The organism is Pseudomonas sp. UYEF17 (assembly GCF_040546125.1).
GTDB lineage: Bacteria > Pseudomonadota > Gammaproteobacteria > Pseudomonadales > Pseudomonadaceae > Aquipseudomonas > Aquipseudomonas putida_Z.
The window spans coordinates 56,556-71,902 of sequence record NZ_JBEPNE010000013.1; the positions used below are offsets into that span (position 1 = coordinate 56,556).

The 15,347-nt window shown below is 64.4% G+C and carries 15 protein-coding genes; 8 read left to right on the top strand and 7 right to left on the bottom strand.

Features of this window, described 5'->3' with window-relative positions; genetic code table 11:
• Positions 1 to 100: 100 nt before the first annotated feature.
• Positions 101 to 925 carry a shikimate dehydrogenase gene (aroE, locus tag ABIB24_RS18585; protein WP_354316981.1) on the bottom strand — a complete coding sequence of 275 codons (825 nt, stop codon included), beginning with the start codon at positions 923 to 925 and terminating at the stop codon, positions 101 to 103.
• Between the two features lie 25 nt (positions 926 to 950).
• Positions 951 to 1,862, bottom strand: a complete 912-nt coding sequence (gene hemF, locus ABIB24_RS18590) for an oxygen-dependent coproporphyrinogen oxidase (RefSeq protein WP_137162704.1) — start codon at positions 1,860 to 1,862, stop codon at positions 951 to 953.
• A 134-nt stretch (positions 1,863 to 1,996) separates the two neighbouring features.
• Between hemF and ABIB24_RS18595 the strand changes: the two genes are divergently transcribed.
• Positions 1,997 to 2,974, top strand: coding sequence for an NADPH:quinone reductase (locus tag ABIB24_RS18595; RefSeq protein WP_354316983.1), 978 nt, complete (start codon positions 1,997 to 1,999; stop codon positions 2,972 to 2,974).
• Positions 2,975 to 3,486: 512 nt separating this feature from the next.
• Here ABIB24_RS18595 and ABIB24_RS18600 read toward each other — a convergent pair.
• The 3 genes from ABIB24_RS18600 to dprA form a co-directional block, all read right to left on the bottom strand.
• Positions 3,487 to 3,798, bottom strand: a complete 312-nt coding sequence (locus ABIB24_RS18600) for a hypothetical protein (RefSeq protein WP_085601972.1) — start codon at positions 3,796 to 3,798, stop codon at positions 3,487 to 3,489.
• A gap of 441 nt (positions 3,799 to 4,239) precedes the next feature.
• A complete protein-coding gene (tsaC, locus tag ABIB24_RS18605) occupies positions 4,240 to 4,797 on the bottom strand; it encodes an L-threonylcarbamoyladenylate synthase type 1 TsaC (RefSeq protein ID WP_025337188.1) in 558 nt (185 codons plus the stop codon).
• 42 nt (positions 4,798 to 4,839) lie between these two features.
• On the bottom strand, positions 4,840 to 5,937 hold the full coding sequence (gene dprA / locus ABIB24_RS18610; protein ID WP_354316985.1) for a DNA-processing protein DprA: 1,098 nt from the start codon (positions 5,935 to 5,937) through the stop codon (positions 4,840 to 4,842).
• A 207-nt stretch (positions 5,938 to 6,144) separates the two neighbouring features.
• Here dprA and def point away from each other — a divergent pair, with 207 nt between their 5' ends.
• The 5 genes from def to ABIB24_RS18635 are packed head-to-tail and all read left to right on the top strand — an operon-like array spanning position 6,145 to position 10,668.
• Positions 6,145 to 6,651, top strand: coding sequence for a peptide deformylase (gene def, locus ABIB24_RS18615; RefSeq protein WP_003260000.1), 507 nt, complete (start codon positions 6,145 to 6,147; stop codon positions 6,649 to 6,651).
• A 60-nt stretch (positions 6,652 to 6,711) separates the two neighbouring features.
• A complete protein-coding gene (gene fmt / locus ABIB24_RS18620) occupies positions 6,712 to 7,644 on the top strand; it encodes a methionyl-tRNA formyltransferase (protein ID WP_085691543.1) in 933 nt (310 codons plus the stop codon).
• Complete coding sequence (gene rsmB / locus ABIB24_RS18625) at positions 7,641 to 8,951, top strand: 16S rRNA (cytosine(967)-C(5))-methyltransferase RsmB (protein ID WP_013970265.1); 1,311 nt, start codon at positions 7,641 to 7,643, stop codon at positions 8,949 to 8,951. The genes fmt and rsmB overlap by 4 nt, the downstream gene beginning before the upstream one ends.
• A gap of 23 nt (positions 8,952 to 8,974) precedes the next feature.
• Entirely contained in the window at positions 8,975 to 10,348 is a 1,374-nt protein-coding gene (gene trkA / locus ABIB24_RS18630; protein WP_013970264.1) for a Trk system potassium transporter TrkA, read from the top strand.
• Between the two features lie 11 nt (positions 10,349 to 10,359).
• Positions 10,360 to 10,668: a tetratricopeptide repeat protein gene (locus tag ABIB24_RS18635; protein ID WP_075046834.1), complete on the top strand. Its 309-nt coding sequence runs from the start codon at positions 10,360 to 10,362 to the stop codon at positions 10,666 to 10,668.
• Positions 10,669 to 10,785: 117 nt separating this feature from the next.
• On the opposite strand, the gene ABIB24_RS18640 is transcribed toward ABIB24_RS18635, so the two are convergent.
• A complete protein-coding gene (locus tag ABIB24_RS18640) occupies positions 10,786 to 11,673 on the bottom strand; it encodes a lysophospholipid acyltransferase (protein ID WP_003260003.1) in 888 nt (295 codons plus the stop codon).
• Positions 11,674 to 11,714: 41 nt separating this feature from the next.
• Positions 11,715 to 12,266: a DNA-3-methyladenine glycosylase I gene (locus ABIB24_RS18645; RefSeq protein ID WP_003260004.1), complete on the bottom strand. Its 552-nt coding sequence runs from the start codon at positions 12,264 to 12,266 to the stop codon at positions 11,715 to 11,717.
• An 83-nt stretch (positions 12,267 to 12,349) separates the two neighbouring features.
• Here ABIB24_RS18645 and glyQ point away from each other — a divergent pair, with 83 nt between their 5' ends.
• Together glyQ and glyS are read left to right on the top strand one after the other, a co-directional pair.
• Positions 12,350 to 13,297 carry a glycine--tRNA ligase subunit alpha gene (glyQ, locus tag ABIB24_RS18650; protein WP_025337182.1) on the top strand — a complete coding sequence of 316 codons (948 nt, stop codon included), beginning with the start codon at positions 12,350 to 12,352 and terminating at the stop codon, positions 13,295 to 13,297.
• Positions 13,294 to 15,345 carry a glycine--tRNA ligase subunit beta gene (glyS, locus tag ABIB24_RS18655; protein WP_085588885.1) on the top strand — a complete coding sequence of 684 codons (2,052 nt, stop codon included), beginning with the start codon at positions 13,294 to 13,296 and terminating at the stop codon, positions 15,343 to 15,345. The genes glyQ and glyS overlap by 4 nt, the downstream gene beginning before the upstream one ends.
• The last annotated feature ends 2 nt before the right edge of the window (positions 15,346 to 15,347 follow it).

Consider the following 15,347-nt stretch of genomic DNA (forward strand, 5'->3'; position numbering starts at 1 on the left):
CGCAAGGCCGCTCCTACACCGACCGAGCAATGCCTGCTGACGCGGTCCCCTGTAGGAGCGGCCTTGTGTCGCGATGGGCCGCAAAGCGGCCCCGGCAATCTCAGCCCCGAGCCAGCTGCCGGCGCAACTCAGCCAACACTGGCGCCGTATCCGGCCGCACCCCACGCCAGATAAAGAACGCCTCAGCCGCCTGCTCAGCCAGCATCCCCAGCCCATCCAGCACCTTGGCCGCCCCCAGCTTCTCGGCCCACTGGCAAAACGGCGTAGGCTCCTTGCCATACATCATGTCGTAGCAAACCGTGCGCCCCGCCTCGACCAGGCTGTCGGCAATCGGCGGCAACTCACCGGCCAGGCTCGCCGAGGTGGCATTGATGATCACATCCACCGGCTCCTGCAACCAGGCAAACCCGCTGGCTACCACCGGCCCCAGCTCATCGAACTCACGCGCCAGCTGCTCGGCCTTCTCCACAGTCCGGTTGGCAATCACCAGCGACTGCGGCTTGTGCGCCAGGATCGGCTCCAGCACGCCACGCACCGCACCACCAGCACCCAGGATCAGAATGCGTTTGCCCGCCAGCTCGACCCCGGCATTCACCGTCAGGTCGCGCACAAGGCCAGCGCCATCGGTGTTGTCGCCCTGCAGGGTGCCATCGGCCAGCTTGCTCAGCGTGTTCACCGCGCCAGCGCGCCGGGCACGCGGGGTCAGGCTGTCGCACAGGCGGAAGGCCTCTTCCTTGAACGGCACGGTGACGTTGCCACCGCAGCCTTGCTTGAAGAAGCCGCGCGCGCAGTCGCTGAACTCGTCCAGCGGCGCCAGCAGGGTGGCGTATTCCAGGTCCTGGCCGGTCTGTTCGGCGAACAGGCGATGGATCAGCGGCGACTTGCTGTGGCCGATGGGGTTACCAAAAACGACGTACTGGTCCATGACGGCTCCTTGATTGTCCACAGGCTTACTGGCCGAGCCAGTCGCGGTCCTGCAGGAAGTACTCGGTCAGGCGTGCTTCTTCGCTGCCGGGCGCGGCCTTCCAGTCGTAGCCCCAGCGCACCTGCGGCGGCAGCGACATGAGGATGGACTCGGTGCGGCCACCGGACTGCAGGCCGAACAGGGTGCCACGGTCGTAGACCAGGTTGAACTCCACGTACCGGCCACGGCGGTATTCCTGGAACTCGCGCTGCTGCGGGGTGTAAGGGGTGTTCTTGCGGCGCTGGATGATCGGCAGGTAGGCGTTGACGTAGGCGTCGCCGATGGCGCGGATGAAGGCGAAGCAGGTGTCGAAGTCCCACTCGTTCAGGTCATCGAAGAACAAGCCACCGATGCCGCGTGGCTCGCCACGGTGCTTGAGGTGGAAGTAGCGGTCGCACCAGGCCTTGTAGCGCGGGTACACGTCGGCGCCGAACGGCGCGCAGGCCTGCTCGGCCACACGGTGCCAGTGGATGCAGTCTTCTTCATTGCCGTAGTACGGGGTCAGGTCGAAGCCGCCGCCGAACCACCAGACAGCCTCTTCACCTTCCTTTTCGGCGATGAAGAAGCGCACGTTGGCGTGGGAAGTGGGCACATGCGGGTTGTGCGGGTGGATCACCAGCGACACGCCCAGGGCCTCGAAGCCACGGCCCGCCAGCTCGGGGCGGTGGGCACTGGCCGACGGCGGCAGACCGGCGCCGAACACGTGGGAAAAGTTGACCCCGCCTTTCTCGATCACCTTGCCATCGCCGATCACCCGCGTGCGGCCCCCGCCGCCGGCTTCGCGCACCCAGGCGTCCTCGACGAAGCGGGCGCCGCCGTCTTCTGTTTCGAGGGCAGAGCAGATGCGGTCTTGCAGGTCGAGCAGGTAGGCTTTCACGGCCTCGGTGCGGCTAGTCATCGGGTCACCAGGAGCGGGCAGGGAAGAATTCGCCGGGTAGCATACCACCGCCAGCCCGCGTGCCGCAGTTGACGGCGATCAAGCAAAGGCGTCCGATAGGAAGCCTTTCCCGATCCCGACGACAGGAGTGCGAGATGGCCAAGCGTATCAAGTTCAGCCAGCATGGCGGCCCGGAAGTGCTGCAGTTTGTGGAGTTCGAACCTGCCCCGCCCGGGCCACAGCAGGTGCGTGTGCGTAACCATGCGATCGGCCTGAACTTCATCGATACCTACTTCCGCAGCGGGCTGTATGCGCCGCCATCCCTGCCTTCGGGGCTGGGTACGGAAGCGGCGGGCGTGGTCGAGGCTGTGGGCGAGGGCGTGACGCGGCTGAAGGTTGGGGACCGCGTGGCCCATGCCGGTGGCCCGCTGGGGGCATACAGCGAGGTACATACGTTGCCGGAGGCCAACCTGGTCAAGCTGCCCGATAACATCAGCTTCGAGCAGGCAGCGGCAGTGATGCTCAAGGGTTTGACCGTGCAGTACCTGCTGAAGCAGACCTATGAGGTGAAGGCGGGTGACGTGATCCTGTTCCACGCAGCAGCTGGCGGCGTGGGTTCGTTGGCGTGCCAGTGGGCCAAGGCCTTGGGCGCCAAGCTGATCGGGACCGTGAGCTCTGCCGAGAAGGCCGAGCGGGCCAAGACGCTGGGGGCGTGGGCGACCATCGATTACAGCCGTGAAGACGTGGCCCAGCGGGTGCTGGAGCTGACCGACGGCAAGAAATGCCCGGTGGTGTATGACGGTGTGGGTGCCGACACCTGGCTGACCTCTCTGGACTGCCTGCAGCCGCGCGGGTTGATGGTGAGCTTTGGCAATGCCTCGGGGGCGGTTAGCGGGGTTAACCTGGGGATTCTGGCGCAGAAGGGCTCGCTGTATGTGACCCGGCCCACGTTGGCGACCTATGCCAACAATGCCGAGAATACCCAGGCCATGGCCGATGACCTGTTTGCGATGATTGGCAGCGGCAAGCTGGTTGTGGATATCCAGCAGCGTTATCCGCTGAGTGAGGCGGCCAAGGCGCAGGCGGAGCTGTCGGCGCGCAGGACTGTGGGGTCGACTGTACTGATCCCCTGAGCCCACTCCCACAGGTTCCCAAGAACTGGGGCCAATCACTTTACCTGTGGGAGCGGGTTTACCCGCGAAGAAGACACCGCGGTGCATGGCACCGGCTTTGCCGGTGTTCGCGGGTGAACCCGCTCCCACAGGTACTGCGTCGGCCTTGAATACGGCGCTATCCCTGTGGGAGCGGGCATGCCCGCGAAGCAAGCACCGCGGTGCATGGCACCGGCTGCGCCGGTGTTCGCGGGCGCGCCCGCTCCCACAGGTACTGCACCAGCCTTGAATACAGCGCCATCCCTGTGGGAGCGGGTTTACCCGCGAAGAGGGCACTGCGGTGCATGGCACCGGCTGCGCCGGTGTTCGCGGGCGCGCCCGCTCCCACAGGTTGCACCAGCGTTGAATACGACGCTATCCCTGTGGGAGCGGGTTTACCCGCGAAGAAGACACTGCGGTGCATGGCACCGGCTACGCCGGTGTTCGCGGGTAAACCCGCTCCCACAGGTACTGCGTCGGCCTTGAATATGGCGCTATGGCTGTGGAGGACGGGTGGTTGGTATCGACTCGATACCATCGAGAATCGCCTCCACCAATCCCTCCGCCAGTTCAATGGAATGCAGGCTCGACCAATACATGCCACGGCCTTCTTCGCGCAGGTACTCGAGGGCTTTCGAGCCCGTTTCGTAGGCGCCTCGCAGATACAGAGCTACATGAACCAAGGCGTCCTCGGCGGAAATGTTCGGGTTTACGGTGAACAGCGGTTCGTGGCCGGCATCGCAGCGGCCGAAGGGGCGGGTGGAGGTGCAGGGAAGCGGTGGATCGGGGACTATTTTCTTCATCATTGGAAAATGCTCCTCATTGCCGCCACCAATCACTACCACGTGAATGGGTGGCGACTGTACGCGAGGTGGTAGACCCGGGCATTTTCCAATCCAGGCAGGCTCGAAAGCCTCCCACGCACAGTCACCATAGACTGCCATGGAAAAAATGCATCCGGGCTACCACACCCGATCGCCAAGGTATTCAGCGACGGATGAAGCCTAGAGGCACTGGTTCCCACTGAGAAGGTGATGGCAGGGGACGCGGCTCGTAGGATATTTCCCAAGCCGCAAGCTGGACAGCCATTCGAGACAAAATCAGAAAAATCCGCAGGGACTTGGCCCTGACCTGTGGGAGCGGGCATGCCCGCGAACACGGGCGAAGCCCGTGCCAGGCACCACGTTGGATTCTTCGCGGGCTCGCCCGCTCCCACAGGAGGTCGCGGCCAGGCCTGTGGATATGTATCAGCCCGGACGAACGACTTCGCCAGTCACCAGGTCACGAATCACACTCGGGTTCTTCCTTCCACCCAAGGCCCCACCCAGCACCAGATCCAGCTGCCCATGGAAGTACTGCTCCACCCGCAACCGGGTCTTCGCCGCCGGGCGCCCGCCCGGGTTGCACGAAGTGGAAATCAACGGCCCCACCAACGCACACAGCTCGCGCACCAACGGGTGGTCGCTGACCCGCAGCGCCACGGTGTCATGCTCCCCGGTCACCCACTCGGGCAACAGGTTCTGGTGCGGCACCAGCCAGGTGTTCGGCCCCGGCCAGGTGCTGCCCATGCGGTCGATCCAGTCTTCGGGGAAATCCTCGAACAAGAAGTCGAACTGGCGGATGTTGTCTGCAACCAGGATCAGGCCTTTATCCACAGGCCGCGACTTCAGCGCCAGCAGGCGATACACCGCATCCTCGTTCCACGGGTCGCAGCCCAGGCCCCAGACCGCTTCCGTCGGATAGGCGATCACTGCGCCCGCCCGGATCTCACGTGCGGCTTGTTGCACACGAAAACTGCTCACCATTTCTGTTACTCCGCCTATATACCTTGCTTGTGAGCAGTGTACTTAGCCCGCGCGGGCAAACCAACGCCCGGCTTCATTGCTCACCCGGCCCTCCAGCTCCAGTTCGGTCAGCTGCGCCAGCACGTCGGCCAACGGCAGCTCGCTGCAGTGGGCCAGGCTTTCGCTGGTTTGTGGCGCAGCATGCAGCAAGGCGAGCAGGGGATGGTCGAATTTATCCACAACCGCAGGCGGCAGGTTCTGCCAGCCCTGCAGGCTTTCCAATATCTGCTCCACGCTCTCCACCAGCAGCGCGCCGTCACGGATCAACTGGTGGCAGCCCTTGGCCCCGGGGTGGTGAATGGAGCCCGGTATGGCATACACCTCGCGGCCTTGCTCGGCAGCCAGGCGTGCCGTGATCAGCGAACCACTGGCCAGGCTGGCCTCGACCACCAGCACGCCCAGCGACAGGCCACTGATGATGCGATTGCGCCGCGGGAAGTTGCCAGGCAGCGGCCCGGCATCCAGCGGGTACTCGGAAACCAGCGCGCTACCGTTGTCGATCATCGCTTGCGCAAGCGACTTGTGGCGCTGTGGATAAAGTTTTTGCAACCCCGTACCGAGCACGCCAATCGTGCCCCCACCAGCCTGCAATGCGGCCCGATGAGCGGCACCGTCGATGCCCACGGCCAAGCCGCTGGTAATGGTGAAACCGGCCTGCGCCAGGTAGCGGGAAAATGCCGCAGCAGTGTCGAGCGCTGGAGGTGAAGCACGCCTGCTGCCCACAATTGCCAGCTGTGGGCGCTCGAGCAAGGCCGGGTTGCCAGCGACGAAAAGCAGCGGAGGGGCATCGTCGATTTCCGCCAATAGTGGCGGGTAGCCAGGGCCGTCCCACATCAGTAAATGCTGGCCCGGGCGCTCTAGCCAGGCCATTGCGGCCAGTGCACCTTCACGTACTTCGGCACTGCGCCGGGCATCGATGGTGGCCTGTGGTATGCCCAATGCGCGCCACGCGCCGGCCGGTGCGCACAGTGCCGAAGAGGCACTGCCAAAGGCCTCCAGCAAGGTGTTAAAACGACGCAATCCCGTTTCCGGCAGCTGGTGCAGGCGTAATCGCGCCTCCAGTTCGGCAGGCGGAAGAGGCGACGAATGGTAAGTCTGCATGGGGATCATCCTTGATCGAATTGGGGCCATCGACGTGGCACAAACTGTGGATAACTTTGTTGATAACGCTTTGACAACCTGTCCATCGAATGGGCTATAAGCGGCCCTTGAAAACCCTAGCCGAGCTTTGCCAGGTGCTGAAATCCCCGTTTCCCTTTATTATGTGTGCTCAGTTTTCAACCGAACGCACAGTGACTGCCTGACCTTATGGCCATCTTGAACATTCTCGAATTCCCGGACCCGCGCCTGCGCACCATCGCCAAGCCGGTGACGGTGTTCGACGACGCCCTGCGTCAGCTGATCGACGACATGTTTGAAACCATGTACGAAGCCCCTGGCATCGGCCTGGCCGCCACCCAGGTCAACGTGCACCAGCAGGTCGTGGTCATGGACCTCAGTGAAGACCGCAGCGAGCCGCGCGTCTTCATCAACCCCACGGTCGAAGAGCTGACCCATGACATGGGCCAGTACCAGGAAGGCTGCCTGTCGGTACCTGGCTTCTACGAGAACGTCGACCGCCCGCTGCGTGTGCGGGTCAAGGCCCAGGACCGTGACGGCAAGCCATACGAGCTGGAGTGCGAAGGCCTGCTGGCGGTGTGCGTGCAGCACGAATTCGATCACCTCAACGGCAAGCTGTTCGTCGACTACCTGTCGCAGCTCAAGCGCGACCGGATCAAGAAGAAGCTGGAAAAGCAGCACCGCCAGCAAGCCTGATCCCCACCTTCCAGAAGGCTTGCTCCGGCAAGCCTTTTTCTTTTTTGAAGCGAGAACTCCATGCGCATCGTCTTTGCAGGCACTCCAGAGTTTGCCGCCGAACACCTCAAGGCCTTGCTCGACAGCCCCTACGAGATCGTGGCCGTCTACACCCAGCCCGACCGCCCGGCCGGCCGCGGCCAGAAGCTGATGCCGAGCGCGGTCAAGCAACTGGCTGTGGCCCATGACATCCCGGTGTTCCAGCCGCCGACCCTGCGCAACGCCGAAGCCCAGGCCGAACTGGCCGCGCTGAAGCCGGACCTGATGGTGGTGGTCGCCTATGGCCTGATCCTGCCGCAGGTGGTGCTGGATATCCCGCGCCTGGGCTGCATCAACAGCCATGCCTCCCTGCTGCCACGCTGGCGCGGTGCCGCACCGATCCAGCGCGCCGTGGAAGCCGGCGACGCCGAGAGCGGTGTGACCGTGATGCGTATGGAAGCGGGCCTGGACACCGGCCCGATGCTGCTCAAGGTGGTCACCCCGATCAGCGCCGAAGACACCGGTGGCAGCCTGCACGACCGCTTGGCCGAGATGGGCCCGCCCGCAGTCGTCCAGGCCATTGCCGGCCTGGCCGACGGTTCGCTGCAAGGCGAAGTGCAGGACGATGCCCTGGCCACCTACGCGCACAAGCTGAACAAGGACGAAGCACGCATCGACTGGAGCCGCCCGGCCGTCGAGCTGGAACGCCTGATCCGTGCCTTCAACCCGTGGCCGGTTTGCCACAGCACCCTCGATGGCGAAAGCGTGAAAGTGCTGGCCGCCAACTTGTCCACAGCGACAGGCACCCCCGGCGAGATCCTCTCCGCCAGCAAGGACGGCCTGGTGGTCGCCTGCGGTGACCAGGCGCTGAGCCTGACCCGTCTGCAACTGCCCGGCGGCAAGCCGCTGAACTTCAGCGACCTGTTCAACAGCCGTCGCGAGAAATTCGCCAGCGGCAAGGTGCTGGGCCAATGAACCCACGCCTCGCCGCCGCCCGTGCCCTTGCCGCTGTGCTCAGTGGCAAGGCCTCGCTGAACAGCTCGCTGCCGGCGCAACTGGACAAAGTCGATGAACGCGACCGCGGCCTGACCCAGGACCTGGCGTTCGGCACCGCGCGCTGGCAGCCACGCCTCGACCTGCTGGCCGCGCAGCTGCTGCAGAAGCCGTTCAAGGCCGCCGATGCCGATGTGCAGGCGCTGCTGCTGGTCGGCCTGTACCAGCTGTTCTATAGCCGTATCCCGGCCCACGCGGCCATTGGCGAGACTGTCGGCTGTGCCGACAAGCTGAAGAAGCCGTGGGCCAAGGGCCTGCTCAATGCCGTGCTGCGCCGCGCCCAACGCGAAGGCGAAGAATTGCTGGCCGGCATGGAGCGCGACCCGGTGGTACGCACTGCCCACCCGCGCTGGCTGCAGAAGTCGCTCAAGGCCTTCTGGCCGGAGCAGTGGGAGGCCATCTGCGCCGCCAATAACGCCCACCCGCCGATGATCCTGCGGGTCAACCGCCGCCACCACAGCCGCGATGCCTACCTGGCACTGCTGGCCGAGGCAGGTGTTGGCGCCAGCGCCTGCCAGTACAGCCGTGACGGTATCGTGCTGGCCGAAGCCTGCGACGTGCGCGGCCTGCCAGGCTTTGCCGAAGGCTGGGTGAGCGTTCAGGACGAAGCCGCGCAGCTGTCCGCCGACCTGCTGGAACTGGCCCCCGGCCAACGCGTGCTCGACGCCTGCTGTGCACCGGGCGGCAAGACCTGCCACCTGCTGGAAGCCGAAGCCGGCCTGGCCCACGTGGTGGCCATCGACCTCGAAGCCAAGCGCCTGACCCGCGTGCGCGAGAACCTCGACCGCCTGCAACTGGACGCCGAGCTGATCGCCTGCGATGCCCGCGACACCGCCAGCTGGTGGGACGGCAAGCCATTCCAGCGCATCCTGCTCGACGCACCATGCTCGGCCACCGGCGTGATCCGCCGTCATCCGGACATCAAGCTGACCCGTCAGGCCGACGACATCCCGGCCCTGGCCACGCTGCAAGGCGAGCTGCTCGATGCCCTGTGGCCGACCCTGGAAGTGGGCGGCATGCTGCTGTACGCCACCTGCTCCAGCCTGCCGACCGAGAACACCGAAGTGATCGATGCCTTCCTCGCCCGCACCCCGGGCGCCCGTGAGCTGGACCTGGCCACCGAAGCCGGCCTGCGCCAGCCTCACGGCCGCCAGTTGCTGGCCCAGGAAGGCGGCCACGACGGTTTCTACTATGCCAAGCTGATCAAGATCGCCGCCTCGCGCGGGTAAGAACAAAAGGTAGGGAGTAGCGGATGAAGATCATCATCCTCGGCGCAGGGCAGGTAGGCGGTACGCTGGCGGAGCACCTGGCCAGCGAAGCCAACGACATCACCGTGGTCGACACTGACGGCGACCGCCTGCGCGACCTGGGCGACCGCCTGGACATCCGCACCGTGCAAGGCCGCGGCTCGCTGCCTACGGTGCTGCGCCAGGCCGGTGCCGACGACGCCGACATGCTGGTGGCGGTAACCAACAGCGACGAAACCAACATGGTCGCCTGCCAGGTGGCCTATTCGCTGTTCCACACCCCGACCAAGATCGCCCGGGTGCGCGAGTCGGCCTACCTGACCCGCGAAGAGCTGTTCGACAACGACCATATCCCGGTCGACGTGCTGATCAGCCCCGAGCAGGTGGTGACCAACTACATCAAGCGCCTGATCGAGCACCCGGGCTCGCTGCAGGTGATCGACTTCGCCGAAGGCAAGGCCCAGCTGGTGGCAGTGAAGGCGTACTACGGTGGCCCGCTGGTAGGCCAGCAACTGCGCCAGATCCGCGCGCACATGCCCAACGTCGACACCCGCGTGGCGGCCATCTTCCGCCGCGACCGCCCGATCACCCCGCGGGGCGACACGGTGATCGAAGCCGACGACGAAGTGTTCTTCATCGCCGCGAAGAAGGACATCCGCGCGGTGATGGGTGAGCTGCGCCGTATCGACGAAACCAACAAGCGTGTGGTCATCGCCGGTGGCGGGCAGATCGGCGAACGCCTGGCCGAGGCCATCGAAAGCCGCTACCAGGTGAAGATCATCGAGATGAGCCCGGCCCGTTGCCGACACCTCTCCGACACCCTGGAAAGCACCGTGGTGCTGCAGGGCAGCGCCTCGGACAAGGACCTGATGCTGGAGGAGAACATCGCCGACGCCGACATCTTCCTGGCCCTGACCAACGACGACGAGGCCAACATCATGTCGTCGCTGCTGGCCAAGCGCCTGGGTGCGCGCAAGGTGATGACCATCATCAACAACCCGGCCTATGTCGACCTGGTGCAGGGTGGCGACATCGACATCGCCATCAGCCCGCAGCTGGCCACCATCGGCACCCTGCTGGCGCACGTGCGCCGGGGCGACATCGTCAGCGTGCACTCGCTGCGCCGTGGCGCTGCCGAAGCTATCGAAGCGGTGGCGCACGGGGATTCGAAGTCGAGCAAGGTGGTCGGCAAGGCGATCGAAGACATCGCCCTGCCGCCGGGCACTACCATCGGCGCGATCATTCGTGACGAAGAGGTGATGATTGCCCACGACGACACCATGATCGAATCGGGCGACCATGTGATCCTGTTCGTTGTGGATAAAAAGCATATTCGGGATGTGGAGAAGCTGTTCCACGTCGGCTTGAGTTTCTTCTAGGAGCACAGGGCATGCGCGAATCGCTGGAGAAGATGCTGGCCAAGGGTGTGGATAACCCGCTGCTGAGGTTTGGCTTGGGCAAGGCCTGGCTGGACGAAGGCAATGGTGCTGAAGCGGCAGTGCATCTGGCACGGTGCGTGGAACAGGACCCGAAGTACTCGGCGGCGTGGAAGCTGCTGGGCAAGGCGCATCAGCTGCAGGGCGACCTGGCGGCGGCGCGCAAGGCCTGGGAGGAGGGGATCGTGGCGGCGCAGGCCCATGGGGACAAGCAGGCCGAGAAAGAGATGACCGTGTTTCTGAAGAAACTGAACAAGGTCTGAAATCGCCGGGGCTGCTTTGCAGCCCATCGCGACACAAGGCCGCTCCTACAGGAGACCGCGATCCCTTGTAGGAGCGGCCTTGTGTCGCGAAAGGGGCGCGAAGCGCCCCCAGAAATATCAGTACCAGCGCGGCTCGCCAGCCGGGCGCTTCTTGAAGCGCTTCATGCTCCACATGTACTGGCTCGGGTACTCGCGCACATAGCGCTCGACCACCTTGCTCATCGCCGCTGCCGACACGGTCACGTCGGTGCTGTACATCTCTTCCGGCGCCGCCTCCAGGAACACCTTGAAGCCCGAGCCATCCGGCAGCCGCAGGGCATGCAGGAACACCCCCACCGCCTTGCCCCCGGCCAGCATGTTCGGCACGAACTTGCTGGTCAGCGCCTGGGTACCCAGGAACGGCACGAACACCCCCGCCGACTCTGCCGGCTCCGGGTCGGCAGGAATACCTACCTGGCCACCACGGCGCACTTCCTTGATCACGCTGAGGATGCCTTCCTTGGTCGAAGGCGCCACGCGGTTGCCCATCTGCACCCGCTGCTCGCGCAGCAGGTCATCCACCGCCTTCAGCTTCGGCGGGCGGTAGAAGATGATCGGTTTGCACTGGTTGCAGTAGAAGTGGTTCAGCACTTCCCAGTTGCCCAGGTGGCTGGTGATGCCGACCACGCCCTTGCCCGAGGCCAGGGCCTGCTCCAGCACTTCCAGGCCGTGCACTTCCTTGACCAGCTCCAGCGAGCGCTGCGGCGGCCAGATCCAGGCACAGGCACTTTCGACGAAGGATTTACCGATATCCTTCAACGCGCGGCCAACCAGCTGCTCGCGCTCGGCCGGGTCCATCTCCGGGAAGCACTTGGCCAGGTTGATGCGCACGACATTGCGCGAGCCGTTGGGGATCTTCCACATCAGCCAGCCGATACCGGCGCCGACGCGCTGCACAGCACCCCAGGGCAGCTTGGCAAACAGACGCAGCACCCCGACCATCAGGGCGCCCTTGAACTTTTCCACAGGCGAATTCCTTATTTCAGCAAGGCGCGCATTGTAACCCCTCAGCGCAACAAGGCGGCGTAGCGATCGCAATCGGTGGTGTGGTCCATGACCATGCCGGTGGCCTGCATGAAGGCATAGCAGATGGTCGGGCCAACGAACGTGAAGCCGGCTTTCTGCAGGGCTTTGCTCATCGCCTTGGCTTCATCGGTAACCGCTGGCACCTCGCTGCGGCCTGTGAAGTGGTTGATCTTCGGCGCACCACCAACGAATGACCAGAGCCAGTCGGCGGGGTTGTCCACAGCCAGCCAGGCCTGGGCATTGCGCCTGGCAGCCTTGAGCTTGAGGCGGTTGCGGATGATGCCGGCATCCTGCATCAGCTCCTCGATGCGTTCGTCGCTCATGACGGCGAGTTTCACCGGATCGAAGCCGTGCATCACCTCGCGATAACGCTCGCGTTTACGCAATACGGTGATCCACGAAAGCCCCGCCTGGAACCCTTCGAGCAAAAGCATCTCGAACAGCAACGCCGGGTCACGCTGGGGCGTTCCCCATTCCTGGTCGTGGTAGGCCTGGTACAACGGATCGTCGGTACACCAAAAGCAGCGTGGCATAAGGCTCCAATGAGTAGAGGGCGAGGCGAATCAGGTTATACTCCCGCTCTTTACATCCGCATCCCCAGATACAGGTGAATTTCGTGAGCCAGCCTACGCCAGCCGTGCGTACCTTCCAAGACCTGATCCTCGCCCTGCAGAACTACTGGGCCGAGCAAGGTTGTGTGGTGCTTCAGCCCTACGATATGGAAGTAGGCGCCGGCACTTTCCACACCGCTACATTCCTGCGCGCCGTGGGTCCAGAAACCTGGAACGCCGCCTATGTGCAGCCTAGCCGTCGCCCTGCCGACGGGCGGTATGGCGAAAACCCCAACCGCCTGCAGCACTACTACCAGTTCCAGGTGGTACTGAAGCCCAACCCGGCCAACTTCCAGGAGCTGTACCTCGGCTCGCTGAAAGCCATCGGCCTGGACCCGCTGGTCCACGACATTCGCTTCGTCGAAGACAACTGGGAATCGCCGACCCTCGGCGCCTGGGGCCTGGGCTGGGAAATCTGGCTCAACGGCATGGAAGTCACCCAGTTCACCTACTTCCAGCAGGTAGGCGGTATCGAGTGCTACCCGGTCACCGGTGAAATCACCTACGGCCTGGAGCGCCTGGCCATGTACATCCAGGGCGTCGACTCGGTGTACGACCTGGTGTGGGCCGACGGCCCGTTCGGCAAGGTCACCTACGGCGACGTGTTCCACCAGAACGAGGTGGAGCAGTCGACCTACAACTTCGAGCACGCCAACGTCGAGAAGCTGTTCGAGCTGTTCGACTTCTACGAAAGCGAAGCCAACCGCCTGATCAAGCTGGATCTGCCGCTGCCGACCTATGAAATGGTGCTGAAGGCCTCGCACACCTTCAACTTGCTGGACGCCCGCCGTGCCATCTCGGTAACCGAGCGCCAGCGCTACATCCTGCGTGTACGTACCCTGGCCCGGGACGTGGCGCAAAGCTATCTGCAAGCCCGCGCACGCCTGGGCTTCCCGATGGCCACCCCTGAACTGCGTGACGAAGTGTTGGCTAAGCTGGAGGCTGCACAATGAGTGCTCAAGATTTCCTGGTAGAACTGGGCACCGAAGAGCTGCCACCGAAGGCCCTCGCCAGCCTCGGCGAAGCCTTCCTGGCTGGTATCGAGAAAGGCCTGCAGGCCGCTGGCCTGAACTACACCGGCAAGCAGGTTTACGCCGCGCCGCGTCGCCTGGCCGTGCTGATCCGCCAGCTGGATGTGCAACAGCCTGACCGCAGCATCAATATCGACGGCCCGCCCCTGCAGGCTGCTTTCAAAGACGGCGAGCCGACCCAGGCTGCCTTGGGCTTTGCCAAGAAATGCGGTGTGGATCTGTCGGAAATCGACCAGACCGGCGCCAAGCTGCGTTTCTCCCAGCACATCCCGGGCAAGGCCACCGCTGGCCTGCTGCCGACCATCGTCGAAGACTCGCTCAACGACCTGCCGATCCCCAAGCGCATGCGCTGGGCGGCCAGCCGTGAAGAGTTCGTGCGCCCGACCCAATGGCTGGTGATGCTGCTGGGCGACCAGGTGGTCGACTGCACCATCCTGTCGCAGAAGGCCGGCCGTGAATCCCGTGGCCACCGCTTCCACCACCCGGAAAACGTGGTCATCACCACCCCGGCCAACTACGTCGAAGACCTGCGCAAAGCCTACGTGCTGGCCGACTTCGCCGAGCGCCGCGAGCTGATCAGCAAGCGTACCGCCGAACTGGCCATGCAGCAGGAAGGCAGCGCCATCGTGCCGCCGGCACTGCTGGACGAAGTGACCGCCCTGGTCGAGTGGCCGGTGCCGCTGGTGTGCTCGTTCGAGGAGCGTTTCCTCGAAGTGCCACAGGAAGCCCTGATCACCACCATGCAGGACAACCAGAAGTACTTCTGCCTGCTGGACAGCGAAGGCAAGCTGCTGCCGCGCTTCATCACCGTGGCCAACGTCGAAAGCCGCGACCCGAAGCAGATCGTGCAAGGCAACGAGAAGGTCGTGCGCCCACGCCTGACCGATGCCGAGTTCTTCTTCAAGCAGGACAAGAAGCAGCCGCTGGAAACCTTCAACGAGCGCCTGAAGAACGTGGTGTTCCAGGCTCAGCTGGGTACCGTGTACGACAAGGCCGAGCGCGTTTCCAGGCTGGCCGCCTTCATCGCCCCGCTGATCGGCGGCGACGCCCAGCGCGCCGGCCGTGCCGGCCTGCTGTCGAAGTGCGACCTGGCCACCGAGATGGTCGGCGAGTTCCCTGAAATGCAGGGTGTTGCCGGTTACTACTACGCGCTCAACGACGGTGAGCCGGAAGATGTGGCCCTGGCCCTGAACGAGCAGTACATGCCGCGCGGTGCTGGCGCCGAGCTGCCGCAGACCCTCACCGGTGCTGCCGTGGCCATCGCCGACAAGCTCGATACCCTGGTCGGCATCTTCGGCATCGGCATGCTGCCTACCGGCAGCAAGGACCCGTACGCCCTGCGCCGTGCCGCCCTGGGCGTGCTGCGTATCCTGATCGAGAAGCAGCTGGACCTGGACCTGACCGGTGCGGTCGAGTTCGCGGTCAAGCAGTTCGGCACCAAGGTCAAGGCCGCCGGCCTGGCCGAACAGGTGCTGGAGTTCATCTTCGACCGCCTGCGTGCGCGTTACGAAGACGAAGGCATCGACGTGGCCACCTACCTGTCGGTACGTGCCCTGCAGCCAGGTTCTGCCCTGGACTTCGACCAGCGCGTACAGGCTGTACAAGCCTTCCGCAAGCTGCCGGAAGCCGAGGCCCTGGCCGCGGTGAACAAGCGCGTGTCGAACCTGCTGAGCAAGGCCGAAGGCGCCATCGCCGATCACGTCGAGCCGAAGTACTTCGACAACGCCAACGAGTTCTCCCTGTACTCGGCCATCCAGCAGGCCGACCAGGCCGTGCAACCGATGGCTGCTGCACGCCAGTACAGCGAATCGCTGGCCCGCCTGGCGGCCCTGCGTGACCCAGTCGACGCCTTCTTCGAGGCGGTGATGGTCAACGCCGAGGATGCCAAGGTACGCGCCAACCGTTATGCCCTGCTCAGCCGCCTGCGCGGCCTGTTCCTGGGCGTGGCCGACATTTCGCTGCTGGGGTAAGC